At 66.2% G+C, this 25,535-nt stretch carries 24 protein-coding genes and 1 pseudogene; 11 read left to right on the plus strand and 14 right to left on the minus strand.

Annotation, left to right across the window (positions count from 1 at the left end):
- Nucleotides 1-987, plus strand: a complete 987-nt coding sequence (locus MHEC_RS02100; protein ID WP_048891200.1) for a glycerophosphodiester phosphodiesterase family protein — start codon at nucleotides 1-3, stop codon at nucleotides 985-987.
- On the opposite strand, the gene MHEC_RS02105 is transcribed toward MHEC_RS02100, so the two are convergent.
- The 4 genes from MHEC_RS02105 to kstR form a co-directional block, all read right to left on the minus strand.
- On the minus strand, nucleotides 973-2,217 hold the full coding sequence (locus MHEC_RS02105; protein WP_048891098.1) for an SLC13 family permease: 1,245 nt from the start codon (nucleotides 2,215-2,217) through the stop codon (nucleotides 973-975). The genes MHEC_RS02100 and MHEC_RS02105 overlap by 15 nt on opposite strands.
- Before the next feature lie 3 nt (nucleotides 2,218-2,220).
- On the minus strand, nucleotides 2,221-3,141 hold the full coding sequence (locus tag MHEC_RS02110; protein WP_048891099.1) for an MBL fold metallo-hydrolase: 921 nt from the start codon (nucleotides 3,139-3,141) through the stop codon (nucleotides 2,221-2,223).
- The gene (locus tag MHEC_RS02115) at nucleotides 3,141-3,899 is read right to left on the minus strand and encodes a LamB/YcsF family protein (protein ID WP_048891100.1); all 759 of its coding nucleotides are present in this window, start codon (nucleotides 3,897-3,899) and stop codon (nucleotides 3,141-3,143) included. The genes MHEC_RS02110 and MHEC_RS02115 overlap by 1 nt, the downstream gene beginning before the upstream one ends.
- Before the next feature lie 71 nt (nucleotides 3,900-3,970).
- The gene (gene kstR / locus MHEC_RS02120) at nucleotides 3,971-4,573 is read right to left on the minus strand and encodes a cholesterol catabolism transcriptional regulator KstR (RefSeq protein WP_003921731.1); all 603 of its coding nucleotides are present in this window, start codon (nucleotides 4,571-4,573) and stop codon (nucleotides 3,971-3,973) included.
- Between the two features lie 254 nt (nucleotides 4,574-4,827).
- On the opposite strand from kstR, the gene MHEC_RS02125 reads away from it, so the two are divergent.
- Nucleotides 4,828-6,927, plus strand: coding sequence for an acyl-CoA dehydrogenase (locus tag MHEC_RS02125; protein WP_048891101.1), 2,100 nt, complete (start codon nucleotides 4,828-4,830; stop codon nucleotides 6,925-6,927).
- 107 nt (nucleotides 6,928-7,034) lie between these two features.
- Here MHEC_RS02125 and MHEC_RS02130 read toward each other — a convergent pair whose 3' ends face one another.
- Nucleotides 7,035-7,565, minus strand: a complete 531-nt coding sequence (locus tag MHEC_RS02130) for a hypothetical protein (RefSeq protein WP_048891102.1) — start codon at nucleotides 7,563-7,565, stop codon at nucleotides 7,035-7,037.
- Nucleotides 7,566-7,587: 22 nt separating this feature from the next.
- A complete protein-coding gene (locus tag MHEC_RS02135) occupies nucleotides 7,588-8,679 on the minus strand; it encodes a ferredoxin--NADP reductase (RefSeq protein WP_048891103.1) in 1,092 nt (363 codons plus the stop codon).
- Nucleotides 8,680-8,827: 148 nt separating this feature from the next.
- On the opposite strand from MHEC_RS02135, the gene hsaA reads away from it, so the two are divergent.
- From hsaA to MHEC_RS02160, 5 genes are all read left to right on the plus strand, one after another.
- Complete coding sequence (gene hsaA, locus MHEC_RS02140; protein ID WP_048891104.1) at nucleotides 8,828-10,012, plus strand: 3-hydroxy-9,10-secoandrosta-1,3,5(10)-triene-9,17-dione monooxygenase oxygenase subunit; 1,185 nt, start codon at nucleotides 8,828-8,830, stop codon at nucleotides 10,010-10,012.
- Nucleotides 10,012-10,884 carry a 4,5:9,10-diseco-3-hydroxy-5,9,17-trioxoandrosta-1(10),2-diene-4-oate hydrolase gene (gene hsaD / locus MHEC_RS02145; RefSeq protein WP_048891105.1) on the plus strand — a complete coding sequence of 291 codons (873 nt, stop codon included), beginning with the start codon at nucleotides 10,012-10,014 and terminating at the stop codon, nucleotides 10,882-10,884. Before hsaA ends, hsaD begins: the two co-directional genes overlap by 1 nt.
- Nucleotides 10,884-11,789, plus strand: a complete 906-nt coding sequence (hsaC, locus tag MHEC_RS02150) for an iron-dependent extradiol dioxygenase HsaC (RefSeq protein ID WP_048891106.1) — start codon at nucleotides 10,884-10,886, stop codon at nucleotides 11,787-11,789. The genes hsaD and hsaC overlap by 1 nt, the downstream gene beginning before the upstream one ends.
- Nucleotides 11,789-12,355, plus strand: coding sequence for a 3-hydroxy-9,10-secoandrosta-1,3,5(10)-triene-9,17-dione monooxygenase reductase subunit (gene hsaB, locus MHEC_RS02155; protein ID WP_048891107.1), 567 nt, complete (start codon nucleotides 11,789-11,791; stop codon nucleotides 12,353-12,355). The genes hsaC and hsaB overlap by 1 nt, the downstream gene beginning before the upstream one ends.
- 116 nt (nucleotides 12,356-12,471) lie before the next feature.
- Complete coding sequence (locus MHEC_RS02160; protein ID WP_048891108.1) at nucleotides 12,472-13,278, plus strand: PPOX class F420-dependent oxidoreductase; 807 nt, start codon at nucleotides 12,472-12,474, stop codon at nucleotides 13,276-13,278.
- Here MHEC_RS02160 and MHEC_RS02165 read toward each other — a convergent pair.
- Genes MHEC_RS02165 through fadD3 form a run of 5 tightly spaced genes read right to left on the minus strand, consistent with a single transcriptional unit; the run spans nucleotide 13,275 to nucleotide 18,992 of the window.
- Complete coding sequence (locus MHEC_RS02165; RefSeq protein WP_048891202.1) at nucleotides 13,275-14,387, minus strand: pyridoxal phosphate-dependent aminotransferase; 1,113 nt, start codon at nucleotides 14,385-14,387, stop codon at nucleotides 13,275-13,277. The genes MHEC_RS02160 and MHEC_RS02165 overlap by 4 nt on opposite strands.
- A gap of 44 nt (nucleotides 14,388-14,431) precedes the next feature.
- Nucleotides 14,432-15,391 carry an acyl-CoA dehydrogenase IpdE2 gene (gene ipdE2, locus MHEC_RS02170; RefSeq protein ID WP_048891109.1) on the minus strand — a complete coding sequence of 320 codons (960 nt, stop codon included), beginning with the start codon at nucleotides 15,389-15,391 and terminating at the stop codon, nucleotides 14,432-14,434.
- The gene (locus MHEC_RS02175) at nucleotides 15,388-16,347 is read right to left on the minus strand and encodes an acyl-CoA dehydrogenase (RefSeq protein WP_172442114.1); all 960 of its coding nucleotides are present in this window, start codon (nucleotides 16,345-16,347) and stop codon (nucleotides 15,388-15,390) included. The genes ipdE2 and MHEC_RS02175 overlap by 4 nt, the downstream gene beginning before the upstream one ends.
- The gene (locus MHEC_RS02180) at nucleotides 16,338-17,471 is read right to left on the minus strand and encodes an acyl-CoA dehydrogenase family protein (RefSeq protein WP_048891111.1); all 1,134 of its coding nucleotides are present in this window, start codon (nucleotides 17,469-17,471) and stop codon (nucleotides 16,338-16,340) included. Before MHEC_RS02180 ends, MHEC_RS02175 begins: the two co-directional genes overlap by 10 nt.
- Nucleotides 17,472-18,992, minus strand: coding sequence for a 3-((3aS,4S,7aS)-7a-methyl-1,5-dioxo-octahydro-1H-inden-4-yl)propanoate--CoA ligase FadD3 (gene fadD3, locus MHEC_RS02185; protein WP_048891112.1), 1,521 nt, complete (start codon nucleotides 18,990-18,992; stop codon nucleotides 17,472-17,474).
- 131 nt (nucleotides 18,993-19,123) lie between these two features.
- Between fadD3 and ipdE1 the strand changes: the two genes are divergently transcribed.
- The 4 genes from ipdE1 to fadA6 are packed head-to-tail and all read left to right on the plus strand — an operon-like array spanning nucleotide 19,124 to nucleotide 22,797.
- Nucleotides 19,124-20,272: an acyl-CoA dehydrogenase IpdE1 gene (ipdE1, locus tag MHEC_RS02190; RefSeq protein ID WP_048891113.1), complete on the plus strand. Its 1,149-nt coding sequence runs from the start codon at nucleotides 19,124-19,126 to the stop codon at nucleotides 20,270-20,272.
- Complete coding sequence (gene ipdF / locus MHEC_RS02195; protein ID WP_048891114.1) at nucleotides 20,269-21,057, plus strand: (5R,7aS)-5-hydroxy-7a-methyl-1-oxo-2,3,5,6,7,7a-hexahydro-1H-indene-carboxyl-CoA reductase; 789 nt, start codon at nucleotides 20,269-20,271, stop codon at nucleotides 21,055-21,057. The genes ipdE1 and ipdF overlap by 4 nt, the downstream gene beginning before the upstream one ends.
- Nucleotides 21,054-21,638, plus strand: coding sequence for a TetR family transcriptional regulator KstR2 (kstR2, locus tag MHEC_RS02200; protein ID WP_048891115.1), 585 nt, complete (start codon nucleotides 21,054-21,056; stop codon nucleotides 21,636-21,638). Before ipdF ends, kstR2 begins: the two co-directional genes overlap by 4 nt.
- A 1-nt stretch (nucleotide 21,639) precedes the next feature.
- Nucleotides 21,640-22,797, plus strand: a complete 1,158-nt coding sequence (gene fadA6, locus MHEC_RS02205) for a steroid 3-ketoacyl-CoA thiolase FadA6 (RefSeq protein ID WP_048891116.1) — start codon at nucleotides 21,640-21,642, stop codon at nucleotides 22,795-22,797.
- Here the strand turns inward: fadA6 and MHEC_RS23890 are convergent.
- The 3 genes and pseudogenes from MHEC_RS23890 to MHEC_RS02215 all read right to left on the minus strand — a co-directional run bounded on the left by MHEC_RS23890 (nucleotide 22,731) and on the right by MHEC_RS02215 (nucleotide 25,532).
- Nucleotides 22,731-23,066: an ERCC4 domain-containing protein gene (locus tag MHEC_RS23890; RefSeq protein ID WP_412176929.1), complete on the minus strand. Its 336-nt coding sequence runs from the start codon at nucleotides 23,064-23,066 to the stop codon at nucleotides 22,731-22,733. The two genes, fadA6 and MHEC_RS23890, sit on opposite strands and share 67 nt — an antisense overlap.
- A 55-nt stretch (nucleotides 23,067-23,121) precedes the next feature.
- A complete protein-coding gene (locus MHEC_RS02210) occupies nucleotides 23,122-23,598 on the minus strand; it encodes an LppA family lipoprotein (protein ID WP_048891203.1) in 477 nt (158 codons plus the stop codon).
- 80 nt (nucleotides 23,599-23,678) lie between these two features.
- Nucleotides 23,679-25,532 (minus strand): annotated as a pseudogene (locus MHEC_RS02215) (alpha/beta hydrolase).
- Between the last annotated feature and the right edge of the window lie 3 nt (nucleotides 25,533-25,535).

Below are 25,535 nucleotides of genomic sequence, written 5' to 3' on the forward strand. Positions count from 1 at the left end.
ATGCAGGCCCGGCTCGGCGCATTCCTCCTGGCGGTGGTCGTCGCGCTGTGCGGTCCGCCGGCGGCGGCCAACGCGCAGGCCGCCGACTTCGATCTGGTGGCCCATCGCGGCGGCAGCGGTGAGACGACCGAGGAGTCGCTGCGCGCCTTCGCAAAATCACTCGAGCTTGGAGTCAGCACACTGGAATTCGACATCGGCATCACCAAGGACCATCAACCTGTGGTGTGGCACGACCTGACGATCGAGCCCACCAAGTGCGCCGACACCGCGCCGGCGTTCGCCGCGGACCCGCAATATCCCTATGTCGGAAAGCTGGTGCACGAGCTCACCTTGGCGCAAATCCGCATGCTTGACTGCGGCAAACTGCTCAGCGAGTTCCCGAATGCGGAAGTCGTGCTGGGCAACAAGATCGCAACCCTGCCCGATGTCTTCGCGCTGACCGGTTCCTATCGAGCCGACGTGCGCTACGACATCGAAACCAAAGTCGATGCTGCCGATCCGGCGAGAACGGCGGGCCCGCAGGAATTCGTCGATGTCATACTGGCGGCGGTCAGGGCCGCGGGCAAGGTCGGCCGGGTGGAAATCGAGAGCTTCGACTGGCGGACACTGCCCATGGCGCGTCAAGCCGAACCGTCGATTCCGTTGGTCGCGTTATGGAACGAGGCGACATGGACACCGGGTTCAGTGTGGCTGGCAGGCATCAACCCGGCCGTCGTCCGCGATCCGATCGTCGGCGCCAGGATTGTGGGTGCCGACATCGTCTCGCCTGACTATGCAATTGTCGACGAAGCGTTGGTGAATCGGGCGCACATGTTGGGGCTCAAGGTCATTCCAGCTACGGTCAACGACGCCGATGCCATGCGGGCCCTGATCGCCGCCGGTGCTGACGGCATCGTCACCGACTACCCCACACTGCTGCGCAGGGTGATGACGGAGCTAGCATTGCCGTTGCCGCCCATATACCGTCGCGAGTTAAACCCCCAATAACCGCGCGCTGACCCACAGCGCCAGCACCGACGCCACCAGTGCCGTGGGCACGGTGCACATCCCTAGCCGCGTGTACTCGCCGAAACTGGCCGGCACGTCATACCTGTGAAGAACCCTGCGCCACAACAGGTTCGACAGTGAGCCGGCATAGGTCAGGTTTGGACCGATATTGACGCCGAGCAGCACCGCCAGGATCGCCGCGGGCCCACTGGTCGCGGCCAGGGGCAGCAGCACCAGCGTAGCCGGCAGGTTGTTGACGATGTTGGCCAGCGTGGCGGCCACCGCGGCGATTGCAAGCAGTGCGAGCAACCCACGGCCGGCGGGGATCAGCGCACACATGCGGCTGGCCAGCCCGTTGACCATGACCGCCTGCACCACGACGCCCAGCGCCAGCACGAACACCAAGAACGGCACGTTGACCGCGCGCACGATCTCCGTCGCCGAGGTACGGCGGTGGCGCAGGCTTCGCACAGCCAGCACCGTGGCTCCGGCGAGCGCTGCCCACGCCGGCGCGACACCGGCGGCCTCGGCGATCGCGAACCCCGCCAGCGTCAGCACGACCACCGTCACCGCGAACACCGGCAGCTGTGGCGGTGGGCCGACCTCGTGGCGATCGGGCACCACACGCAGATCCGCGGCAAAAAACCAGCGAAACACCAGATACACGGTCGCTACCGCAGCCAGCCACGGCGACACCATCACCAGGGTGAACTTGGTGAACGACAATTTGGCGACGTGAAAGGCCAGCAGGTTAGTCAGGTTCGACACCGGCAGCAGCAGGGAGGCGGCATTGGCCAAGTGAGCGCTGGCATAGGCGTGCGGACGCACCGGTGCCCGCAGCCAGCGCACCGTGGCCAGCACCACCGGCGTCAACAACACCACGGTGGCGTCTAAGCTCAGCACCGCGGTAATGATCGCGGCGATGACGAACACCTGCCGTAACAGGTGTCGCGACGGCCCGGCATGTGCCCGGGCCATCGCGGCGCCGGCGGCCTCGAACAGCCCTTCGTCGTCGCACAGCTTGGCCAGTACCAGTACCGCGCCCAGGAACGCAACGACCCGCGACAGTCGAGCAGCCTCAGCCGCAGCGTCATGGACTGAGATCGCGCCGACCAGGATCAGCAGGACAGCGGCCGGGACCGCGGCGAAAGCCTCGGGCCAGCCGCGTGGGCGCGCGACCGCGAAGCCCAGGACGACAGCGAGCAATACCAGGGCGAGGATCAGTGTCAACGTTCAGGCCCACGGATCCTCGCGGCGCCACACCGTCGGCAGGTGCAGCGCGATGTCGTCCTGTGCGGCCAGCTCGCCCAGGACGCGCAGAGACACGTCCAGGTCGTCAGCAGCATAAGGCAAGGCCCGCAAGGGTTTTGACAGGGGACGGAAAAAGTCGTCCCAATGGATCAACACCACTCGGCGCGCGCCCACTGCCCGCACGGTCTGCGTCCAGTAGTCGAGCAGATACGACCTCGGCAGCACCCCGAGCTGCCCCACGCCGAGGTAGACGACCTCGGCGTGCCGGCCGGTCAGTGCGCCTTTGACGAACCCCGCGCTGCCCTGGATCAACAACCGTCGGCCCGATGGGCGGTGATGGACCAGCATCGACCACGCCTCCCCGCACCGGAAGGCCGACGCCTTCACCGGCGGTCGCACCGGTGTCGTGATGACTCCGGCAAACCGGTCGGGCGGAGAATGGCGTGATTCGACCAGCGTTATGTCATAGGCGCCCAACAAGATTGGCTTGCCTGAGGCCGCGACCAGCAACCGGTCTTCGGGCAGGCCGTATCCGCGCCCGACGTTGGCCGCCGACTCGCCACCAACCAGCCGGGCACCCGTGACATCGGCGACCAGCGCCGAGTCCAGCGCATGATCGATGTGCGTGTGCACCGGGATGACGGCCTGTAGCCGCGACACGTTGGCGCGGGCCAGGCAGCCGTAGACGCGGGCCGGCGATGGCGACACCTTGCGCAGCGCCACCCGGGGCAGGCTGGGACGAGAAAAGTAGCCGTCCGTCATCAGCGCGGAGGTCCCGTCGTCGAGTAGCAGGGTCGTCACGCCGAGCCAGGTAACGGATACCGGCGCGTCAGATTTTGCCGCGGGCAGGCTGAACCTGCCGGAGTATCGCGCGATGTTCGGCCGCCCGGGCTTGAGCCGCATCAGCAAAAGGCCTTCACGTCGACACCGCCGGCCTTCAAGTGATCCCGCACCGCCGAAGCGATCTGCAGCGCGCCCGGCGAATCACCGTGCACGCAAACCGATTCCACGCTGATCGGGATCGTCGAGCCGTCAACCGCAGTGACCCGGCCCGTCGTCACCATGCTCAGCACCCGCTCGGCAATCGCAGCCGGGTCGTGAAGGAGGGCACCGGGTTGGCGGCGAGACACCAACTGGCCATCCGGGCGGTAGGCCCGATCGGCGAATGCTTCCGGCACGGTGCGCAAACCACGTGCCAGTGCTTCGTCGAAAAATGCTGACCCGGCCAGGCCGAGCACCGGCAAGCCGGCGTCCACCACACGCACTGCTTCGGCGACGGCGGCAGCCTGGTCGCGGTGATTGACGATCGTGTTGTAGAGCGCCCCATGGGGTTTCACGTAACAGACAGCTGAGCCCGCGACCTGCGCAAGAGCCTGCAACGCCCCAATCTGGTAGATGACGTCGGCGAGCAGGTCGTCCGCGGAGACGTCAATGAACCGCCTGCCGAACCCGGCCAGGTCCCGGTAGCCGACTTGTGCGCCGATCCGCACCCCCCGTGCGGCCGCGGCCCGGCAAACCCGCAGCAGGCCCGCTGGATCCCCGGCGTGAAAACCGCACGCAATGTTGGCGCTGGTGACGATGCCGAGCATGGCGTCGTCGTCGCCGAGCCGCCACACGCCGAAGCCCTCACCCAAGTCAGCGTTGAGGTCCACCGCCACCACGGAACCCGAGCCTAAGCGATCTTTCGGGCGGGCGCGCCTGGCATTCGCCGCCCGTGCGCTCACCCCTGAGGTCAGCTTTTGGCGTGCTCCTCGCCGAGCAAAAGCCGCACCGCCAGGTCCAGCCGCTTGCTGACGTCGGTGGCCGACGCGCGCCGGGTCAGCCAGGCCAGCAGGTTGGACAGCCACACGTCCGAGATCACCCGGGCGATGTGGTACTGGTCCTCGGTCGGTTCACCGTCGGCCATTGCCCGGGCGAACATCGAATCGATCAGTTTCTCGACATGATCAACCTCACCCGCGGCGGACGCGTCGGCGAAGACGTAGGCGCGGGTCATCGCCTCGGTCAGCAGCGGGTTGCGCTGCATCGCGCGGTTGAGCTTGCTGACCATGAAGTTCAGCCGCTGATACGGCGTGCCGCCGGGCAGCGTGGAGCGGTCGGTCTTGGCGTCGATGCGCTCGAACTCGCGGCCCAGCGCCGAGACCAGCAGATGCACCTTCGACGGGAAATACCGGTAGAGCGTGCCCACTGCCACGTCGGCCCGGTCTGCCACCGCACGCATCTGTACTGCCTCGTAGCCGCCTTTGGAGGCGATCGCCATCGTCGCGTCCAGGATGCGCTTGCGCCGCTCGCGCTGGGCCTCGGAGCCCAGCTCGGATTCGGCCAACACCGCCACGTTCATGACCTCGCGAGGCTGCGCGCCCGGCGCGCCGGCCGCATCGGTGTTCGCTGGCCCCGAGATGTGAGGGGACATGTGACGGACAGCTCCTTCATCTGGCGATCTCGCTGAAAACGATACGCATCCTGAACCTCGATTGCTCACCTCCGTGCGGCTGGGGACACCGGCGTGTGCTGCTGCAACGGCGTTCGACTTGACGGTCGATCGCTGGCACTATTAGAACACGTTCTAGTCAACGGAGGAGCCGCAACGTGCCGACCACCATCAGCGACGAGCAATTGGCAGCGCGTGGGTTGGTGCGCGAGTGGGCCGCCGGCGCGGGAACAACGGCCGCGATTCGCGACATCGAGCAGGGAAAGCGCGAGGCCTGGCAGCCGGTTTACGACGGCCTGGCCGGCCTGGGGCTGTTCGGTGTCGCGGTGCCTGAGGACTGCGGCGGCGCCGGCGGGCGGGTCGAGGACCTCTGCGCCATGGTCGAGGAGGCGGCCAAGGCCTTGGTGCCGGGCCCGGTCGCGACGACGGCGCTGGCCACGCTGGCGGTATCCGATCCGCGGGTGCGCGGCCAGCTGGCATCCGGTGAACGCGTCGCCGGCGTGGCCCTGAGCGCCGACCTACACGTCGATACCGCTTTGCGCGCATCCGGCACGGTGCCATGGGCGCTCGGTGCGACCGACGGCGGGCTGTTGTTGGTGCCGGCAAACGGCAAATGGCTGCTGATCGACACCGTCGACGCCGCCGTGTCGGTCGAGCCGCTGCAGGGCACCGACTTCTCCCGTCCGCTGGCGCGGGTGGTGCTGGCAAGCGCGCCGGCCAGCGTGGTCGACGGCCCGGTGCAGGACCTGGCCGCCACCGTGCTGTCCGCCGAGGCGGCCGGGGTGACTCGCTGGGCGCTGGACACCGCGGTGGCTTACGCCAAGGTGCGTGAGCAGTTCGGCAAACCGATCGGCAGCTTCCAGGCAATCAAACACATTTGCGCCGAAATGCTATGCCGCGCAGAGCAAGTCGCAGTGGCTGCGGCTGATGCCGCGCACGCGGTCGCCGACCCGGACCCCGAACAGTTGTCGATCGCCGCGGCCGTCGCCGCCAGCATCGGTATCGAGGCCGCCAAGGCCAACGCCAAAGACTGCATCCAGGTGCTCGGCGGCATCGGCATCACCTGGGAGCACGACGCGCATCTGTACCTGCGCCGGGCCTACGGCATCGGGCAATTCCTCGGCGGTTCGGCGCGCTGGTTGCGCCGCACCGCGGCGTTGACCCGGGCCGGGGGGCGCCGGCGGCTGAGCATCGACCTCGGGGGGGTCGCGGATTTACGGCCCCAGATCGCCGCCACAGTCGCGGGGATCGCCGCACTGCCCAAGGACAAACAGCAGGTGGCCCTCGCCGAAGCGGGCCTGCTGGCGCCGCACTGGCCGGCGCCCTACGGGCGCGGCGCATCACCGGCCGAACAGCTGCTGATCGACCAGGAGATGGCCGCGGCCGGCGTCGAGCGCCCCGACTTGGTGATCGGGTGGTGGGCCGCGCCGACAATCCTCGAGCACGGTACACCCGAGCAGATCGAGCGCTTCGTCCCGGCCACCCTGCGCGGCGAAATCTTCTGGTGCCAGCTGTTTTCCGAGCCAGGAGCCGGTTCGGATCTGGCTTCGCTGCGCACCAAGGCGGTGCGTGTCGAGGGCGGATGGAAGCTGACCGGGCAGAAGGTGTGGACGTCGTCGGCGCACAAAGCGCAATGGGGAGTGTGCCTGGCCAGGACAGACCCAAACGCGCCGAAACATAAAGGCATCACCTACTTTCTGGTGGACATGAGCTCGCCCGGCATCGTGATCCGGCCGCTACGGGAGATCACCGGTGACGCTTTGTTCAACGAGGTTTTCCTGGAGGACGTGTTCGTTCCCGACGAGATGGTCGTCGGCGCGGTCAACGACGGCTGGCGGTTGGCGCGCACCACGCTGGCCAACGAGCGGGTGGCCATGGCCACCGGCACCGCGCTGGGTAACCCGATGGAAGAGTTGCTCACTGCAGCAGCCGATTTGGACCTCGACGTCGCTCGTCAAGACCAGCTCGGGTGGCTGATCGTCGCCGCGCAGACCGGGGCGCTACTCGACCAGCGCATCGCGGAGCTGGCGGTCGGCGGTCACGATCCCGGCGCGCAGTCCAGTGTGCGCAAGCTCATCGGCGTGCGATACCGGCAGGCCCTGGCCGAATTCCGGATGGACATCGCCGAGGGCGCCGGAGTGGTCGAGGACGCCGTCGTGCACGACTTCCTCAACACCCGCTGCCTGACCATCGCGGGAGGTACCGAGCAGATCCTGCTCACACTGGCTGCCGAGCGGCTGCTGGGCCTGCCGCGCTAGCAGACCTTTCGCGAGATTGCACTCATGGCTGTGGTTTTCACGAAATCACAACCATGGGCGCAATTTCGACGTGGCCGTTTCGACCCAATTGGCGGGCGGCGGCACAATCAGGAAAAGCCGGTTTGCGCGCAGGTGCTGGGCGAGGTGAGGTTGACCCCGGCGTAGACCACCTGGATGTGCGTACACGCGATCACGTTGACGTCCGTCTTCGGTTGGCCGGTGCGCCAATCCGTGGAGTCGATTCGTCCGGAGGTCTGGTACTTCTCGGGCGGCCCGGCACCGAAGTAGACGGTGGTGATCACGTCGGACCCGCCTGATTTCATCACCCTCTCGAATTGCCCACTGGCGTGCACGTCGAGGTAGGCCAGCCGGTCGGTGGAGCGGATCTCGGTGCTCTGCCGCGACCATAGGTCGGGCGGAAACCCGGTCACCCCATCGGGTGTGCGCAAGTCGGCCCCCGCGGTGAAATCGCAACTGCCGGTTGCCCGGTGACAATCGACCACGATGTGCGTCTCGAGCTGGGTCGCGTCGTCGACGGGAAACAACGTGGTCGCGGTGTTGCTGGCGGCCGATGACAAAGGAGCTAATCCAAGCATCAGTCCCGCGCCGCCCAGCGCCGTCACCAGCCGCTTGCCCATCAGCCGAACTTAACGCCCACGGCTACTCGTCGTAGGTGACTTCGACCGAATCGGACTCCGGGCGAGACTGGCAGGCCAGGATCAGTCCTTCGTCGAGATCTTGCTGCTCGAGCACGTCGTTGACCTCCATGGTGACTTTCCCGCTGCGCAACGTGCAGGCGCACGCGCCGCAGTGACCTTCCCGGCAGGAAAACGGCGCATCCAGGCCGCGGTCCAGCAGCACGTCGAGCAGCTTGGCGTGCCGCGGCCATGACACGGTGTGGGTTTCACCGTCGAGCTGCACGACCGCGGTGGCCGGAGGTTCGTCGCCGGAGTCCTCGACCGTCACCGCGGCGAACGGGTCGGTGTCCAGCGAGCGGAACACCTCGAGGTGGATACGGTGCGCCGGCACGTTCAGTGATTCCAGCGCGTCACGGCTGGCCTGCATAAACGGTCCCGGTCCGCAGATGAAGGCCTGCCGGTCGCTGTACGGCGCCGCCAGCTTGGCCAGCGCGGCGGCGCTGGGCAGGCCCTGCAGCGACTCCAGCCAGTGCACGACGGTCAGCCGGTCGGGATACTTGGCCGCCAACTCCCGCAGCGCATCACCGAAAATCACCGAGCGGTCGTCGCGGTTGGCGTAGACCAGCACCACCTGCCCGCTGCCCTCGACCAGCGCGGATTTGCAGATCGACATGATCGGGGTGATCCCGCTGCCGGCCGCGATCAGCAAGAAATCGTCGTCGAGCGTCTTCGGCACGAAGTTGCCGGACGGGGCCAGCACGTGGATCCGCATCCCGGGGTGGGCGTGGTCGCACAGCCAGTTCGACGCATACCCGTCGGCGGTGCGCTTGACGGTCACGGTCAGCGCGTCCCCGGTGAACGGCGAACCACACAGCGAATAGCAGCGCGCCACCGAGCCGGTGCGCTCGCTAGGGACGCGCAACGTCAGGAACTGTCCGGGCGCGTAGCGCAGCCGCTCGGGCGGGATGTCGGCGCCGTCGGGGACGGCGAACACCAGCGACCGGGCCTCGTCGGTCTCGGCGATCACCTCGGCGACCTGCAGTTCAAGCACGTGACTGCCCAGCGGCTCGTCGGGAACGGTATCCGCCACGGCCCGGGCTTTCTCGTCTGACATAACTACCCGGGCTTTCTCGTCTGACATAACTAGAACAGGTTACAGAAAACGCGTTAAGTACCGCTACCAGCCGCAGGAATACCCTGCTCGACACGAATCGGAACGTGTTCTAGTCTCTGATTTAAGCCCGTACTGATGGAGGAACCCAGTGACGTCCATTGAACAACGCGACGCCCAATCGGTCCTAGACGGCATCGACGAACTGCTGCCTAAGCTGCGGCAGCGGGCCCAGGAGACCGAGGACCTGCGCCGGCTGCCCGATGCGACGGTCAGCGAGCTCCAGGAGATCGGCTTCTTCCGGCTGCTGCAGCCCAGACAATGGGACGGCCTGGAATGCGACCCCACACTGTTCTACGAGGCGGCTCGGCGGCTGGCCAGTGCCTGCGGGTCGACCGGCTGGGTCGGTTCGATCGTGGGGGTGCACAACTGGCATCTGGCGCTGTTCGACCAAAAAGCCCAGGAAGAAGTGTGGGGCGAGGACACAAGCGTGCGGATCTCGTCGTCGTATGCGCCGATGGGCGCGGGCACCGTGGTCGACGGGGGGTATCTGGTCAACGGCTCGTGGAACTGGTCGTCGGGATGCGACCACGCCACCTGGACGTTCGTCGGCGGCCCAGTGATCAAAGACGGCCGACCGGTCGACTTCGGCAGCTTTTTGATCCCGCGCGGCGAATACGAGATCGAGGACGTCTGGCATGTCGTGGGGCTGCGCGGCACCGGCAGCAACACGCTGCACGTCAAGAACGTCTTCGTGCCACGCCACCGGTTCCTGTCGTACAAGGCGATGAACGACCACACCGCCGCCGGGCTGCAGACCAACACCGCACCGGTGTACAAGATGCCTTGGGGCACAATGCATCCCACGACCATCACGGCTCCGATCGTGGGCATGGCCTACGGTGCTTACGACGCGCACGTGGAGCATCAGGGCAAGCGGGTGCGCGCGGCGTTCGCCGGCGAGAAGGCCAAGGACGACCCGTTCGCCAAGGTCCGCATCGCCGAGGCAGCCAGCGACATCGACGCCGCGTGGCGTCAGTTGATCGGCAACGTGGGTGACGAGTATGCCTTGTTGGCGGCGGGCAAGGAGATCCCGTTCGCGCTGCGGGCCCGTGCGCGACGCGATCAGGTGCGCGCCACCGGCCGCGCGATCGCCTCGATCGACCGGCTCTTCGAGGCCTCAGGCGCCACCGCGCTGGCCAACACCGCTCCGATCCAACGGTTCTGGCGCGACGCCCACGCCGGGCGTGTGCACGCGGCCAACGACCCGGAACGGGCCTACGTGATCTTCGGAAACCACGAGTTCGGGCTGCCGCCCGGCGACACCATGGTGTGATGACCACAACCGACGAGCTGACGTTCGAGTCCACGTCGCGTTACGCGCAGCTCGACGTTGACGGCCCACTTAAGCTGCACTACCACGAGGCCGGTGTCGGCAATCCGCAGACGGTGGTGCTGTTGCACGGCGGCGGTCCCGGGGCGTCGAGCTGGACGAATTACTCCCGCAACATCGCGGTGTTCGCCCAGCGGTTCCATGTGCTGGCCGTCGACCAGCCCGGTTACGGGCACTCGGACAAACGGACCGAGCATCCGCAGTTCAACCGGTACGCCGCAAGAGCCCTCAAGGCCCTGTTCGACGCGCTTGGCCTCCAGCGGGCGCCGTTGGTGGGCAATTCCCTGGGCGGGGGTACGGCGGTCCGATTCGCGCTGGACTACCCGGATCGGGCGGGGCGGCTGGTGTTGATGGGGCCGGGCGGCTTGAGCATCAACCTGTTCGCAGCCGACCCCACCGAAGGGGTCAAGCGGCTCAACAAGTTCGCTATGCAGCCCACCAGGGAAAACCTCGAGGCGTTTTTGCGGGTGATGGTCTACGACAAGAACATCATTACCCCGGAGCTGGTGGAGGCGCGGTATGCGTTGGCCAGCACCCCGGAGGCGCTGGCAGCGACGGTGGCGATGGGAAAGTCGTTCGCCGGCACGGACTTTGAAGCCGGGATGATGTGGCGTGAAGTGTACCGGCTGCGCCAGCCGGTATTGCTGATCTGGGGTCGCGAGGACCGGGTCAACCCGCTCGACGGCGCACTGGTGGCGTTGAAGACGATTCCGCGTGTCCAGCTGCATGTTTTCGGGCAATGTGGACATTGGGTCCAAGTGGAGAAATTCGACGAGTTCAACAAGCTCACGATTGACTTCCTCGGAGGTGCGTGATGAGCATCCGGTCACTGGGCTATCTGCGCATCGAGGCCACCGATGTGGGGGCCTGGCGGGAGTACGGCCTCAAGGTCCTCGGCATGGTCGAGGGCAGTGGCAGCACCGAGGGGGCACTGTATCTGCGGATGGACGAATTCCCCGCCCGGCTTGTGATCGTGCCCGGCGAGCATGACCGCCTGGCGGTAGCCGGCTGGGAATGCGCGAACGCCGAAGGGCTGCAGGACATCCGCAACCGGCTTGACGTGGAGGGCACACCGTACAAGGAAGCCACCGCGGCGGAACTGGCGGAGCGACGCGTCGACGAGATGATCCAATTCTCCGATCCCTCCGGAAACTGCCTGGAGGTCTTCCATGGCGCCGCGCTTGAGCACCGGCGGGTGGTCAGCCCGTACGGGCATAAGTTCGTCACCGGTGAGCAGGGCCTGGGGCATGTGGTGCTGTCCACCCGCGACGACGCCGAGGCCTTGCACTTCTACCGCGACGTGCTGGGTTTTCGGCTGCGCGACTCGATGCGGCTGCCGCCCCAGTTGGTTGGCCGTCCCGCGGACGGACCGCCGGCCTGGCTGCGTTTCTTCGGCTGTAACCCGCGCCACCACAGCCTGGCTTTCCTGCCGATGCCCACCCCGAGCGGCATCGTGCATTTGATGGTCGAGGTGGAAAACTCCGACGACGTCGGGCTGTGCCTGGACCGGGCGCTGCGCCGCAAGGTACCGATGTCTGCCACATTGGGGCGGCATGTCAACGACAAGATGCTGTCGTTCTACATGAAGACGCCCGGCGGGTTCGACGTCGAATTCGGTTGTGAAGGCCTGCAAGTCGACGATCGGGACTGGATAGCCAGGGAGAGCACCGCGGTCAGCCTATGGGGTCACGACTTCACCGTCGGCGCCCGTCAACAGTAATGGCCGCGACACCGATCGACGCACGTACGTTTCGCAACGTGCTCGGTCAGTTCTGCACCGGGATCACGATCATCACCACCATGCACGACGGCGCACCGGTCGGGTTCGCGTGCCAGTCCTTCGCGGCGTTGTCGCTGGAGCCGCCGCTGGTGTTGTTTTGCCCCACCAAGGTGTCGCGGACCTGGCTGGCTATCGAGGCCAGCGGGAAGTTCTGCGTCAACATCTTGCACGAGAAGCAACAGCACATTTCGGCGCGCTTCGGTTCGAAGGAGCCCGACAAGTTCGCTGGAATCGACTGGCATCTCTCCGAATTGGGCTCACCCGTCATCGAGGGAACACTGGCGCACATCGACTGCACGGTAGCGTCGGTGCACGACGGTGGCGACCATTTCGTGGTGTTCGGTGCGGTGCACTCGCTGTCGGAAGTGCCGAGGGCCAAGCCGCGACCGCTGCTGTTCTACCGCGGCGAGTACACCGGAATCGAGCCGGAAAAGAACACGCCCGCTGCGTGGCGCGACGATCTCGAAGCGTTCCTGACCACCACCACCCAGGACACCTGGCTATAAGCCCGGCGCGGCGGCGACTTCTGCGTCTGCTCGCCGTGCCTTTTCCCACTTTTGTCACACATCGGCGCGCTGCCCCGTCTAGCTGATGACGACCAGATATCACGGGAGGCTTAACCATGAGACCGTTGAACACAGCAGCGCGGGCATACCTGGTCACGCTGACGGCCTTGGTCGGTCTGGCCAATGTTGTGGTTGGAATATGGTGTCTGGCCGGCCCCGGGTTGTTCGCCCGGTTCGTGGGATTCGAAACGCACGAGCATTTTCTGCATGACATCGGCGCGTTCCAGCTGGGGTTGGGTGTCACGTTGCTGCTCGCGCTGATCTGGTCGGATGCATTGGCCACCGCGCTGGCTGGGTTCATCGTGGCCAACGGCGTGCACACGGTGAACCACGTGATGGACCTCGATCTGGGCGGTTCGCCCGCTCAGGCATGGGTGCTCGGCGTGGTGTCGGTGGCACTTGCCGTAGCGTTCCTGCTGCGGCTACGCCAACTCGGCTATGTACTCGGGTCCGTCGGCACCGCAACCGATCCCAGACTGGCTTCCTTCGTGCGGCAGAAGACGGTGCGGCTCACCACCTTCCGAAAGGATGGCACCCCGGGCAGTAGTCCGGTGAGCATCGCGGTAGACGGCGACCGCGCATACTTTCGCAGTTTTGAGCGGGCGCTCAAAGTACGTAGGATACGGCGCGATCCGAAAGTTGAATTCGGACCGGCGACGGCATCGGGTAAGCCGACCGGGCCGACCCAACCCGGCCGCGTGCGGCTCCTGGAAGGCGCCGAATATCAGGCGGCGGCTCGTCTGCTGCGCCGCAAATACCCGTTGCTGCATGGGGTTCTGGTGCCGTTGACGCATCGGCTGATGCGGCGCAAATACGGCCGCACGGTGCACGCCGAATTGACTCCGTCGGCTGCGCCCAGTTAGCCCAGCCACCGCTCGATGCGGCGCAGCGCCTCCTCGATATCGGATGTCGGTCCGGCGAATGACACGCGGACAAACGACCCACCGCGAGCAGTGTCGAAGTCGATGCCCGGTGCGATCGCCACTCCGGTGTCGGCCAACAACTTCTCGCAAAACTGCAGCGAGTCCGATGTGTAGTCCGCGACATCGGCATAGACGTAGAACGCACCGTCGGTGGGAGCGAGCCGGTTGATTCCGATTTGCCGCAGACCGTCCAACAGCAGCCGACGGTTGATCGCGTACTGATGTAGGTGTGCGTTGGCCTCGGCGACCGCCTCCGGGGTGAACGCCGCGACCGCGGCGTACTGCGACAGCACGGGTGGGCAGATCGTGAAGTTGCCGGTCAAACAGTCCACTGTGCGGCGCAACTCCGGCGGCACCAGCAGCCAGCCCAGCCGCCAACCCGTCATCGCGTAGTATTTCGAAAAACTGTTGACCACCACAGCGTTTCGCGAGGTCTCCCAAGCGCAGCTGGTTTGGGGAGCTCCCTCGTACACAAGGCCGTGGTACACCTCGTCGCTGATGAGTCGCACGCCGGAGTTCTCGCACCAGGATGCGATCGCCGCCAGCTCCGCGGGTGCGATGACGGTCCCGGTCGGGTTGGCCGGGCTGGCGACGACGACACCGCGTGGCTGCGGGTCGAGCGCGGCCAGCATATGTGCGGTCGGCTGAAACCGGGTGTCCGGGCCGCATGGCACGTCCACCACTTCACAGCCCAGCGCGGACAGGATGTTTCGGTAGCACGGGTAGCCGGGGCTGGTGACAACGACCCGGTCGCCGGCGTCGAAACACGCTAGGAACGCAAGCAAGAAGCCGCCCGACGAGCCGGTGGTGATGACGACGTCGTCGGGCTCGACGGTGATCCCATATCGCGGCGTATATGTCTGAGCAATGGCGGCGCGGAGTTCTGGAATGCCAAGAGCCACCGTGTAACCCAGCGGGCTGCTGTCTAGCACCGCCTTGGCGGCGGCGCGCACCGGTGCCGGCGCTCCCGCACTTGGCTGGCCCGCCGAAAGGTTCACCAGGTCGCTGTGGGTGCGTTGACGCTCGGCGGCCGCCAGCCACACGTCCATCACATAGAACGGCGGGATGCCGGCGCGCAGCGCGATAGAAGCGTTCACGTCGTGCTATTCAACACTTGGCGCTCAAGCCGGCGCAGGTATTCGGGCGGCGGCCCGAGCAGCTGGGCACTTGAGTGCGCACGCTTGAAGTAGAGGTGCATGTCGTGTTCCCAGGTGATCGCAATCCCGCCGTGCAGCTGGATACCCTCGGCAGCCACCCTGCTGAACGTCTCGCTCGCGGCAATCCGGGCCAGCGCCGCCGACGTCGGCGACGGTTCGGTCACTGCGTCGTCGACCACCGCGCGCGTGGCCTGGACCGCGACATACAGGTCGGCCATCCGGTGTTTGAGTGCCTGGAAGCTGCCGATCGGCCGGCCGAATTGCACCCGTTGCTTGGTGTAGTCGACGGTCAACTCCAGGCAGCGGGCCGCAGCGCCGACCTGCTCGACCGCAAGCAGGATCGCCGCGCTGTCGGCGATACCGGGGTCCGCGCCTATCGGCACGGTGCGTTGCGGTCTGACGCGGGCCAGTCGGCGGGTCGGATCCATTGTGGCGACGGGCTCGGCGACGAAGTCGCTCCAACGGATGAGCCTGTCGCCAGTGGCTGCGACGACGATGTCGGCGCTGTCACCGTTGACCACATAGTCGGGATCGAACACCACCGTGCCGATCGCCGTGCCCTGCGCCAGCCGCGCGAGCGCTTGGGCGTCGGGCTCGTCGGCGGCGAGCAGCGCTAGCTCGGCCAGCGTGGTGCCGAGTAGCGGGGTGGGCACCAGACCTTTGCCGAGTTCCTCGATGACGACGGCGGCGTCGGCCAGGGTGCCGCCGGCGCCGCCGAATTCCTCGGGCACCAGCAGCGCTGCCGCGCCGACCTGTTCGCACAGCAGCCGCCACAACGCTTCGTCGTAACCGCGCTCGGACTGGATCGCCTCCCGCACCGCGGCGGCCGGAGCATGCTTGGCCACCAGCGCCGACACCGTTTCACGCAGCAGTTCGCGTTCGTCGCTCGCTGTCATAACGCCTCCAGTACCCGCCGGCGGTGTACGGCCGGGTCACCCCATGCCGGCCGCAACGCCTGGACCCGCAGCAGCCACAGCGACAGATCATGTTCGGCGGTGAAGCCGATCGCGCCATGGGTTTGCAGCGCCGAACGCGCGGCCAGCAGGGCGGCGTCGGCGGCGGCCACTTTGGCGGCGCTCACGTCGCGGCGCGCGTCCGCCGAGTCGCCGGCCAGCGACAGGGCAGCGCCGTACACCAATGGGCGGGCCAACTCCACGGCGATATGCACGTCGGCCAGCTTGTGCTTGATCGCCTGATACGAGCCGATCGGCCGCCCGAACTGGCTGCGCTGCTTGGCGTAGTCGACGGCCGCGTCCCGCAGCGCCTGGCCGGCGCCCACCAATTGAGCGGCCGTCGCCAGCGCGCCGAACTCGTAGGCCCGGGCAACGTCGGCCTGCCATGTGGTAGCGGTGGCGGTGACGTCGAACAGGCGCCGGCTCGGATCGATGCAATCGTGACGATCTCCGACATTAGCCTCGCTGACCCGGCCCTGGTGGGCCAAGAGCACCAGGCCGGCGGCGTCGGCGTCCACCGCGCGCGGAATTTGCGGCGGCAATGCGACCGTAGCGATCAGCTCACCGGTTGCCAGCGACGCACACCGGTCGTCGGCGGCAAGCAGGATCGGCGCTACCGCAACAGATTCCGTAACGGGTCCTGGAACACACCAGCGTCCGAGGCGCTCCAATGCCACAACGAGGTCGACCGGGTGGGCGTCGATGCCGTCGAACCGCTGGGGCACCATGAGGGCGGTGACACCCAAGTCGGCCAACCGGGCCCATACCTTGCGTCCCGGGCCGAAATCACCGGCCGCCCAGGCGCGTACCGCCCCCGCGACGTCGGCTGCCGCCAGCGCGGCATCGATACTGGCCGCGAAGTCGCGCTGCTGCGGGTCCAGGTCGAATCTCATCGTGATTTCTCCCGCGGCAAACCCAGCAGCCGTTCGGCGATAATGTTGCGCTGAATCTCGTTGGTGCCAGCGTAAATCGGGCCACCCAGCGCGAACAGTAACCCGTCGCCCCAGGGATCGGCCAGCTCAGCGTCCGTGCCGCGGATCTCCAGCGCGGTCTGATGCAGCGCCACGTCGAGCTCCGACCAGAACACCTTGGTCACCGACGACTCGGGACCTAGCTCGCCGCCTTCGGACAGCCGCGTCACCGTACCGAAGGTATGCAGCCGGTAGGCTTGCGCCTTGATCCACGCATCAGCAACCTCATCGCCGAAAGCATTGCTGCCACGGGATTTCCACAGCTGAGCCAGTCGCTCAGCAGCGGCCAGGAAGCGTGCCGGGCTGCGCAGCGACATCCCCCGTTCGTTGCTCGATGTGCTCATCGCGGCTCGCCAGCCGTCGTTGACGTCGCCGATCACGTCTCGATCGGGCACGAACACGTCGTCGAGGAAGATTTCACCGAAACCGGTATCGCCGTTAAGTTGCTTGATGGGGCGAACAGTGACGCCGTCGGCCCTCAGGTCGAACATAAAGTAGGTCAGCCCCCGGTGGCGCTCAGCGGTGGGATCGGAACGAAACAACCCGAAAGCCTTGTCGCCGAACGGCGCCCGCGAGCTCCAAATCTTCTGTCCATTGAGCAGCCACCCACCCTCGGTCTTCGTGGCGGTCGAACGAAGCGACGCCAGGTCACTGCCGGCCTCGGGTTCCGACCACGCTTGCGCCCAGATCTCCTCACCGGTGGCCATCTTCGGCAACACGCGATCCAGTTGTTCTTGGGTCCCGTGCGCAAACAGCGTCGGTGCCAGCATCGACGTGCCGTTCGCGCTGGCCCGGCCCGGTGCGCCGGCGCGGAAATACTCTTCTTCGAAGACGACCCACTGTAACAGTGACGCGTCGCGCCCGCCGTATTTGCGCGGCCAGGTGATGACCGACAGGCCGGCGTCGAAAAGCACCCTGTCCCAGCGCCGGTGCTGCTCAAACCCTTCGGCGGTGTCGTAGGACTTGGTGGGAAACGCCGCCCTGTTGCTGGCGAGGAACTCGCGCACCTCACGCTGGAATGCCAGCGTTTCCTCGTCGAGATCGAGATCCATCTATACCAGCTCTCGCAGTAGGGGTTTGACCACTTTGCCGGCGGCGTTGCGAGGCAGCTCATCGACAAACCGCACCGAGCGGGGCGTTTTGAAATTGGCGAGATGCTCACGGGTGTAGGCGATCACGGCCTGCTCGTCCAAGCCGCAGTCAGGCCGGACCACGACAAACGCGCGGCCCACTTCGCCGAGACGCTCGTCGGGCATGCCGATCACGGCCGCGTCGACGACACCGTCGAGTCGAACCAGCACCTGCTCCACTTCAGCGGGGTAAACGTTGAAGCCGCCGCAGATGTACATATCTTTGAGGCGATCGGTGATTTGCAAATTCCCTGCGGAGTCGAGCTTTCCGACGTCGCCGGTGTGCAGCCAGCCTTCGGCGTCGATGGCAGCCGCCGTGGCCTCGGGCTCGTCAAGATAGCCGAGCATGACGTTGGGCCCGCGCAGCAGCACCTCGTCACGGTCCCCGATACGTAGCTCGAAGTCCGCGATCGGGCGTCCGCACGTGGTGGCGACCGTGACCGGGTCGTCGTCGGGACGGCACATGGTCGCAAACCCGCCGGACTCGGTCAGACCGTAGGCGGTCAGCACGATGTCGATGTCGAGCTCGGTTTGCATCCGCTCGACCAGCACCACCGGCACAGTTGCCGCGCCCGTGACCGCAAACCGCAGTGAGCTTAAATCGTATTGACCGCGGGCAGGATGGTCGAGCAGCGTCTGATAGATCGTCGGCGGCCCCGGCAGCACCGTGATCCGGTGTCCGGCCACAGCCCGCATCGCCCGCTCCGGGTCGAACGTCAGCTGGGGAAACAATGTGGCACCGGTCTGCAGGCACGCCAAAATGCCTGCCTTGTAACCGAAGTTGTGGAAGAACGGGTTGATGCACAGGTAGCGGTCGTCGCTGGTGATCTTGCCGCAGGCCGCCCACGCCGCCGAACCGGCCAGCGACTGCCGGTGGGCGCATAACACCCCTTTGCTGCGGCCGGTGGTGCCGGAGGTGAACAAGATGTCGGAAACCTCGTCGGGGCGCACCGCGGCGGCGCGGGCATCGGCGGCCTCCAGGTCCACGCCGGCGGCGACGAACTCGTCCCACGTCCCGTCGTCTGCGTCCACTGGCACTCGCACGATGTGACGCAGCTCGGGCAGTGCGCCCCGATGCAGGGCACTGGCTTTGTCAGCGCCGAGAAACTCGCCCATCGCGATCAGCAGCCGGGCCCCGGTGCGCGCCAGGATGTCGGCGGCTTCGGCCGCGGTGTAGCGGGTGTTGAGCGGCACCATCGCGGCGCCGCAGTAATGACTGGCCAGGCACGCCACTACCCAGTGCCAGGTGTTCGGCGACCAGATCGCCACCCGCTCGCCCGGAGCCACGCCGAGCTTGATCATCGCCGCCGCGGCCTGCCGCACCTCTTGGCGCAGCTGCCCGAAGGTGAGGGTGCGATCCGGCGTGACCAGCGACGGATGGTCAGGCAGCTCGCTCGCCATTCGATCCAGCACCGCAGGAATCGTCTGCAGATCCCTCGACATCACGGCTCCTTGGCCACCACGCTGCATCGTCACCGGGCTGGGTTGTCGCGCCCGGTTCCTCCTCATCGCGCTGCGCGCTCTGCATCGTCACCGGGCTACAAAGCAAGTGCTTGGTAGGTTAGCCTACAGGGATGCAGGACGTCGAGGAGTTCCGGACCGAGGTCCGCGAGTGGCTCGCCGAGAACCTGGTCGGCGAATTTGCCAAGCTGAAGGGGCTCGGTGGGCCTGGGCGCGAGCACGAGGCGTTCGAGGAGCGGCGCGCCTGGAACCAGCACCTGGCCAAGGCGGGGCTGACCTGCCTGGGCTGGCCGGTCGAGCATGGCGGCCGCGGCTTGTCGGTTGCGCACCGGGTCGCGTTCTACGAGGAGTACGCGATCGCCAACGCGCCGGCGAAGGTCAACCATTTCGGCGAGGAACTGCTCGGGCCGACGCTGATCGCCTACGGCACACCCGAGCAGCAGCAGCGGTTTTTGCCGAAGATCCTCGACGTCACCGAACTGTGGTGTCAGGGCTATTCCGAGCCCGGCGCAGGCAGCGATCTGGCCAACGTGTCCACCACCGCGGTGCTCGACGGCGACCAGTGGGTAATCAACGGGCAGAAGGTGTGGACGTCGCTGGCGCATTGGGCGCAGTGGTGTTTCGTGCTGGCACGCTCCGAAAAGGGTTCAAAGCGCCACGCCGGGTTGTCGTATCTACTGGTTCCGCTCGACCAGCCGGGGGTGAAGATCCGTCCGATCGTCCAGCTGACCGGCGACTCGGAGTTCAACGAAGTGTTCTTCGATGACGCCCGCACCGACGCCGACCTGGTGGTCGGCGCCCCCGGCGACGGCTGGCGGGTCGCGATGGCAACGCTAACTTTTGAGCGCGGCGTTTCGACCCTCGGCCAACAGATCGTCTATGCGCGCGAGCTGAACGGCATCGTCGAACTCGCCAAACGCACCGGCGCCGCGGATGATCCGTTGATCCGGGAACGCCTGACCCGCTCCTGGGCCGGTTTGCGGGCGATGCGCTCCTACGCTTTGGCCACCATGGACGTCGAGCAGCCCGGGCAAGATAATGTCTCAAAGCTGTTGTGGGCCAACTGGCATCGTGAACTCGGTGAGATCGCGATGGACGTGCAGGGCAAGGCGGGCATGGTATTAGAAGGCGGAGATTTCGACGAGTGGCAGCGGCTCTACTTGTTCACTCGGGCCGACACGATCTACGGCGGCTCCAATGAGATCCAGCGCAACATTATCGCCGAGCGGGTGCTCGGCCTGCCCCGAGAGGTCAAAGGATGACGCTCGCTGTCGTGCCGAAAGAGATTGCCGGACACGGCCTTTTGAGGGGAAAAGTCGTCGTGGTGACCGCGGCCGCCGGCACCGGTATCGGCTCGGCGACCGCCCGGCGGGCGCTGATGGAGGGTGCCGACGTCGTCATCTCCGACCACCACGAACGACGGCTGGGGGAGACTTCTCAAGAGCTGTCCGCGCTGGGACTGGGGCGCGTCGAGCACGTGCTGTGCGACGTAACGTCCACCGCCCAGGTCGACGCGCTGATCGCGTCGGCCACCGCGCGGATGGGCCGGATTGACGTGCTGGTCAACAACGCCGGGCTGGGCGGGCAGACCCCGGTCGTCGAGATGACCGACGAGGAGTGGGACCGCGTCTTGGATGTGACCTTGACGTCGGTGTTCCGCGCCACCCGGGCGGCGCTGCGCTACTTCCGCGACGCCGACCACGGCGGGGTGATCGTCAACAACGCCAGCGTGCTGGGCTGGCGGGCCCAGCACTCGCAAGCGCACTACGCGGCCGCCAAAGCCGGAGTGATGGCGCTGACCCGTTGCAGCGCAATAGAAGCCGTCGAATACGGGGTGCGGATCAATGCGGTATCGCCCAGCATCGCCCGGCACAAGTTCCTGGACAAGACGGCCTCGCCCGAGCTGCTGGACCGGCTGTCGGCCCAAGAGGCGTTCGGCCGCGCCGCCGAGCCATGGGAAGTGGCTGCGACCATCGCGTTTTTAGCCAGCGACTACTCCAGTTACCTTACTGGAGAGGTGATTTCGGTATCGAGCCAGCATCCATGAACCGGCGCGACGAACTGCTTGAGCTGGCGGCGGCGATGTTCGCCGAACGCGGTTTGCGGGCCACCACGGTGCGCGACATCGCCGACGGCGCCGGCATCCTGTCGGGCAGCCTTTATCACCATTTCTCCTCCAAGGAGGAAATGGTCGACGAAGTGTTGCGCGGCTTTTTGGACTGGCTGTTCCGCCGTTACCGGGAAATCATCGACACCAAACCCAATCCTTTGGAGCGGCTCAAGGGACTGTTCATGGCGTCGTTCGACGCGATCGAACACCGTCATGCCCAGGTCGTCATCTACCAGGATGAAGCCAAGCGGCTGGCAGCGCAGCCGCGGTTCTCCTACATCGAGGAACGCAACAAAGAGCAACGCAAGATGTGGGTCGACGTGCTGCGCGAAGGCATGGAGGAAGGCTACTTTCGGCCAGACCTCGACGTCGACCTGGTCTACCGGTTCATCCGGGACACCACCTGGGTGTCGGTGCGCTGGTATCGGCCGGGTGGGCCGCTGACGGCAGAACAGGTCGGCCAACAGTATCTCGCCATCGTGTTAGGCGGAATCACCGTAAGAACAGAAGGAGTCTGACATGGCTGGAGTTTCCCAGGCCTACGTGATCGACGCGGTGCGTACCGCCGTCGGCAAACGCAACGGTTCCCTTGCCGGTGTGCACCCGATCGACCTGGGCGCCGCAGCTTTTCACGGTCTGTTCGGGCGTCTCGACATCGACCCCGGCGATGTCGATGACGTGATCGTCGGATGCGTCGACGCCATCGGCGGGCAGGCCGGCAACATCGGCCGCCAGGCGTGGCTGGCGGCCGGCTATCCGGAGGAGGTTCCCGGAGTCACCGTTGACCGGCAATGCGGCTCCAGCCAACAGGCAATTTCCTTTGGCGCACAGGCGATCATGTCTGGCACCGCAGATTTGATCCTGGCCGGCGGCATGCAGAACATGAGCCAGATCCCGATCGCGGCGGCGATGGAGGTGGGCAAGCAGTTCGGCTTCACCACGCCCACCGCGGAGTCGAAAGGGTGGCAGCACCGCTACGGTGACGAGGAGATCTCGCAGTTCCGTGGGGCAGAGCTGATCGCCGAGCGGTGGAATCTGTCGCGCGAGGAGATGGAGCGCTACGCGCTGGCCAGCCACCAACGGGCACTATCGGCGATTCGCGCTGGGCATTTCGACAACGAGATCGTCGCCGTCGGGGATTTCCGCATCGACGAAGGGCCGCGGGAGACCTCGCTGGAGAAGATGGCGGCGTTGCCGACCCTGCGCGAGGGCGGTCGGCTGACCGCGGCGCTGGCCAGCCAGATCTCCGACGGCGCCAGTGCCGTACTGCTGGCCTCCGAGCAGGCGGTCAAAGACCACAAGCTCACCCCGCGAGCGCGCATCCACCACATCAGCGCGCGCGGCGCCGACCCGGTGTTCATGCTGACCGGCCCGATTCCGGCCACCCGTTACGCCTTGGAGAAGACCGGGCTGTCGATCGACGACATCGACGTCGTTGAGATCAACGAGGCGTTCGCGCCGGTCGTTTTGGCCTGGCTCAAGGAGATCAAGGCCGACCCGGAAAAGGTCAATCCCAACGGTGGGGCGATCGCGCTGGGTCATCCGCTGGGCGCCACCGGGGCCAAGCTGTTCGCCACCATGCTGGGCGAGCTGGAACGCACCGGCGGCCGCTACGGCCTGCAGACCATGTGCGAGGGCGGCGGCACCGCCAACGTCACGATCATCGAACGGCTGTAATCCACGACCAGGGCCGCGCGCGGCAGCGCGGCCGGGTCGGCGATTTGATAGCGCAGCTTGCCGCCGGTGAGGCTGCCGACGAGATCGGCCAGGGACTTGCGTTCCACGCTGGCGACCCGCGGCCCGTCGACGACCAGTCCGTATTCGCCGCACGGTAGCGTCCGCCCACGGTGCGTAGCTGCTGGGTGGCAAACCGTAGGGGTATTGCTGGTGCCCGTCGACGAGGATCTGCAGCATAAGCGCCGACCGAAGGCGTCGGGTGCAAGCAGGCGCTACCGCATCGCGGGTGGTGCTTGCTGGTGGACGCCGGAAAAAGCGCTGAGGCTATTTCTTGTCACGCGGTAACCGGCAGCCGGTGTAACCAGAGACCACGAGATTCCCTGCGTAGCCGACCTTGATGAATAGTCCCGTTGGACCATAGAAGCCGACGTCATGGTTTCGAGGCTGGTCTTTCATGACCTGCATTTCGGTAGCGTCGAGCTTGGCGGCCGCCTCTTTAGCGACCTCTTGGATTTTCGCCCAGTTCTGTTCTGACACATCGACGTTCTCAGCAACTTCGTCCGGCAACAGGTACCCTCGCGCGTTGGTTTGCTCGTAGGGGCGCCTATGGCACGTTTCGACTGAGCCGTCGTGGGGCGTTTCCCAGGTGATGGAGGGGATGAGTTGGCTAGCGGCCGCGGTGATTTCATCCATCGCGGCCTGGACCTGGGTTTTGGTGTCTTCGAATGAGGGTAGGGATTTGAGTACTTCGAGGGCTTTTGCCGCTTCGGTAGGCGGGGTGGGTTCATAGGGTTGTTTCACGTGGCATCCTGTTGCTACTAGCACGGTCGCGACGATCGCGACCACTAGAGTCCTCGCACGGCGACGGTGGGAGCGGTTCGTCATTTTCGCGGTGGTGAGTTCTCGCTGATGGGCGTGAGGCCCGCGAGAACGGCGGCGATGTTGTAGTTGGTGGTCCTGATCCCTCCGTCGTTGGGGAAGCGGGGGTAGTCGCTGTGGCCGTGTGCGCCCTCGAGGAGCCTGCCATCGGGCGCGGTGGCAGGGCCGGTGGCGAGGTGGGTGAAGTTGGGGTTGGTGGCCGGGTTTGGGCCGAAGTGGCCGGCGCCGGTGGCGTCTGCGCCACCGAGGATGCCCTCAGCCACAGTGTTGAACGGGGGCGGTAGGAACGGGGCCACGTCGTGCGCGATGGGTGGACCGTCATAAACCCATTGGATCGGGTCGTCGGGGGTTTCCATGGCGTAGACGTGCCCCGGCTGAAGATGAAGCTGCTGGGGCGTGGTGGCTTCGATGCCCGGCGATCCGTAGAACAGGGCCCGCGATACCCCATGATCGCCGGGTTGCTGCAAGGCCAACCCCGTGCTCAGCGAGCCGTACGAATGCCCGATCGCGGTCAGATCGGCGGGGCCACCTTGATGCGACGCTTGTATGCCGTCGTAGAAGCGGGCCAGGTCGTGGGCACCGGCTTTGGCGACGTCGTCGTGGCTGACCGCCCAACCGCCGGCAAGCGATTTGCCGGGGTCGTCGAAGCCGGGCACCTGCGGCGGGTCATAACCAATCCAGGCAATCGCCGACACGGTGTCATGCGCATGCCCGGGAGCTTGGCTCAACTGCCGCAGGGACTCGCCCCTGAGCATGGTTGCTTCGTCCGCCATGCCTTCGATGGCTCCGTGCACAGTGGTATTGAGGCCCGGAGTGGTGACCGAAACGTGGGTGGCGGCGTCGGGGTTTCCGACCGCGATGGCAGCCCGGGCTTGCTTGCCGGTTTGGGTGTCCAGCAGCATCAGCTTGCGATCCGGGCTGGCTTAAAGTGTCTTGTCGACGGCTTGCAGGTCGGGCAAATATTTCGCGGCGTTTCGGGCGGCGTCGTATTGGCGTTGCCAGGCCTCGTAGGCCAGCCGGTCGTCGAAGATCGCGCCCGGCTCATTGGCCTGGGGAATGTTCTTGCCAGCCGCCCAGTCGGGATGTTGGGAGCGCAGCGCGTCGGCTTGCGCAGCGGCGGCCCGGGCCCGGGCCAGCTGGTCATCGAGATTGAGCCGGTTGTAGTGGTCATATCCGAGGTGGTCGGGGGGATCGCAGGGCATACCGGGGTGGTTGCCGATGTTGTGGTCACGGCTATACAGCCAGTCCTTTTCTTCAGGGGTCAGCCGATTCCACAGATCGTTGAACTGCTTGGGGTCCTCGGGCAGCGGTTTGGACAGCGCATCTTGGATTTCCGGTCGATTGTCATGGGGCCCCGGCGGTATCGGTGTGTCACCGTCGGCCATGTTGATCGCGGCCGCCAGCTCCCCATCGACCGCGTTGGCCTCGGCTAGGATCGCGTTCAGCCGAGGCTGTAGCTCGGCCTGCCTGGCCGCCAGCTGCTTTTCGTCGCCGCGGAAACCCGCAGCGGCCACCACCTTGTTGGTCAACGGATCGATGCACATCTGCATCGCGGCGGCATCGGCACGCAGCTGGCGCAATTCAGCCTGGACGTGGTCGATATCGTCCGCGGCGTTGCCCGCCGCGCGACCCACCGCCAGCGCCTCGTTGCCGTGTGCGTCAAGGTCTTGACGGATCAGCGCGTTTTGGTGTTTGCGGGCTTCGGCGGTTTGACCCTCCCAGGTGTCGAATACCGCCAGCGACGACAGTTGACGCGACACCTCCAAGGTGGCCTGCCCCCGCGCGGTGGCCGCGTGAAACACCGCCCGCACCGCATCCGAGCTCCACCGATCAATATCGGCGACCGTCAGCGTCACCGC

The organism is Mycobacterium heckeshornense, assembly GCF_016592155.1.
Taxonomy (GTDB): Bacteria; Actinomycetota; Actinomycetes; order Mycobacteriales; family Mycobacteriaceae; genus Mycobacterium; species Mycobacterium heckeshornense.

What these genes read in the sequence shown, in the direction of transcription:
- hsaB (WP_048891107.1), top strand. Translation starts at nt 11,789, where the DNA reads ATGGCCGCGACACCGATCGACGCACGTACGTTTCGCAACGTGCTCGGT.
- MHEC_RS02110 (WP_048891099.1), bottom strand. Translation starts at nt 3,141, where the DNA reads ATGCGGCTCAAGCCCGGGCGGCCGAACATCGCGCGATACTCCGGCAGG.
- MHEC_RS02135 (WP_048891103.1), bottom strand. Translation starts at nt 8,679, where the DNA reads ATGTCAGACGAGAAAGCCCGGGCCGTGGCGGATACCGTTCCCGACGAG.
- MHEC_RS02100 (WP_048891200.1), top strand. Translation starts at nt 1, where the DNA reads ATGCAGGCCCGGCTCGGCGCATTCCTCCTGGCGGTGGTCGTCGCGCTG.
- fadD3 (WP_048891112.1), bottom strand. Translation starts at nt 18,992, where the DNA reads ATGTCGAGGGATCTGCAGACGATTCCTGCGGTGCTGGATCGAATGGCG.
- ipdF (WP_048891114.1), top strand. Translation starts at nt 20,269, where the DNA reads ATGACGCTCGCTGTCGTGCCGAAAGAGATTGCCGGACACGGCCTTTTG.
- hsaC (WP_048891106.1), top strand. Translation starts at nt 10,884, where the DNA reads ATGAGCATCCGGTCACTGGGCTATCTGCGCATCGAGGCCACCGATGTG.
- MHEC_RS02130 (WP_048891102.1), bottom strand. Translation starts at nt 7,565, where the DNA reads ATGGGCAAGCGGCTGGTGACGGCGCTGGGCGGCGCGGGACTGATGCTT.
- MHEC_RS02180 (WP_048891111.1), bottom strand. Translation starts at nt 17,471, where the DNA reads ATGGATCTCGATCTCGACGAGGAAACGCTGGCATTCCAGCGTGAGGTG.
- fadA6 (WP_048891116.1), top strand. Translation starts at nt 21,640, where the DNA reads ATGGCTGGAGTTTCCCAGGCCTACGTGATCGACGCGGTGCGTACCGCC.
- ipdE1 (WP_048891113.1), top strand. Translation starts at nt 19,124, where the DNA reads ATGCAGGACGTCGAGGAGTTCCGGACCGAGGTCCGCGAGTGGCTCGCC.
- kstR2 (WP_048891115.1), top strand. Translation starts at nt 21,054, where the DNA reads ATGAACCGGCGCGACGAACTGCTTGAGCTGGCGGCGGCGATGTTCGCC.
- ipdE2 (WP_048891109.1), bottom strand. Translation starts at nt 15,391, where the DNA reads ATGACAGCGAGCGACGAACGCGAACTGCTGCGTGAAACGGTGTCGGCG.
- hsaD (WP_048891105.1), top strand. Translation starts at nt 10,012, where the DNA reads ATGACCACAACCGACGAGCTGACGTTCGAGTCCACGTCGCGTTACGCG.
- MHEC_RS02165 (WP_048891202.1), bottom strand. Translation starts at nt 14,387, where the DNA reads ATGGACGTGTGGCTGGCGGCCGCCGAGCGTCAACGCACCCACAGCGAC.
- MHEC_RS02160 (WP_048891108.1), top strand. Translation starts at nt 12,472, where the DNA reads ATGAGACCGTTGAACACAGCAGCGCGGGCATACCTGGTCACGCTGACG.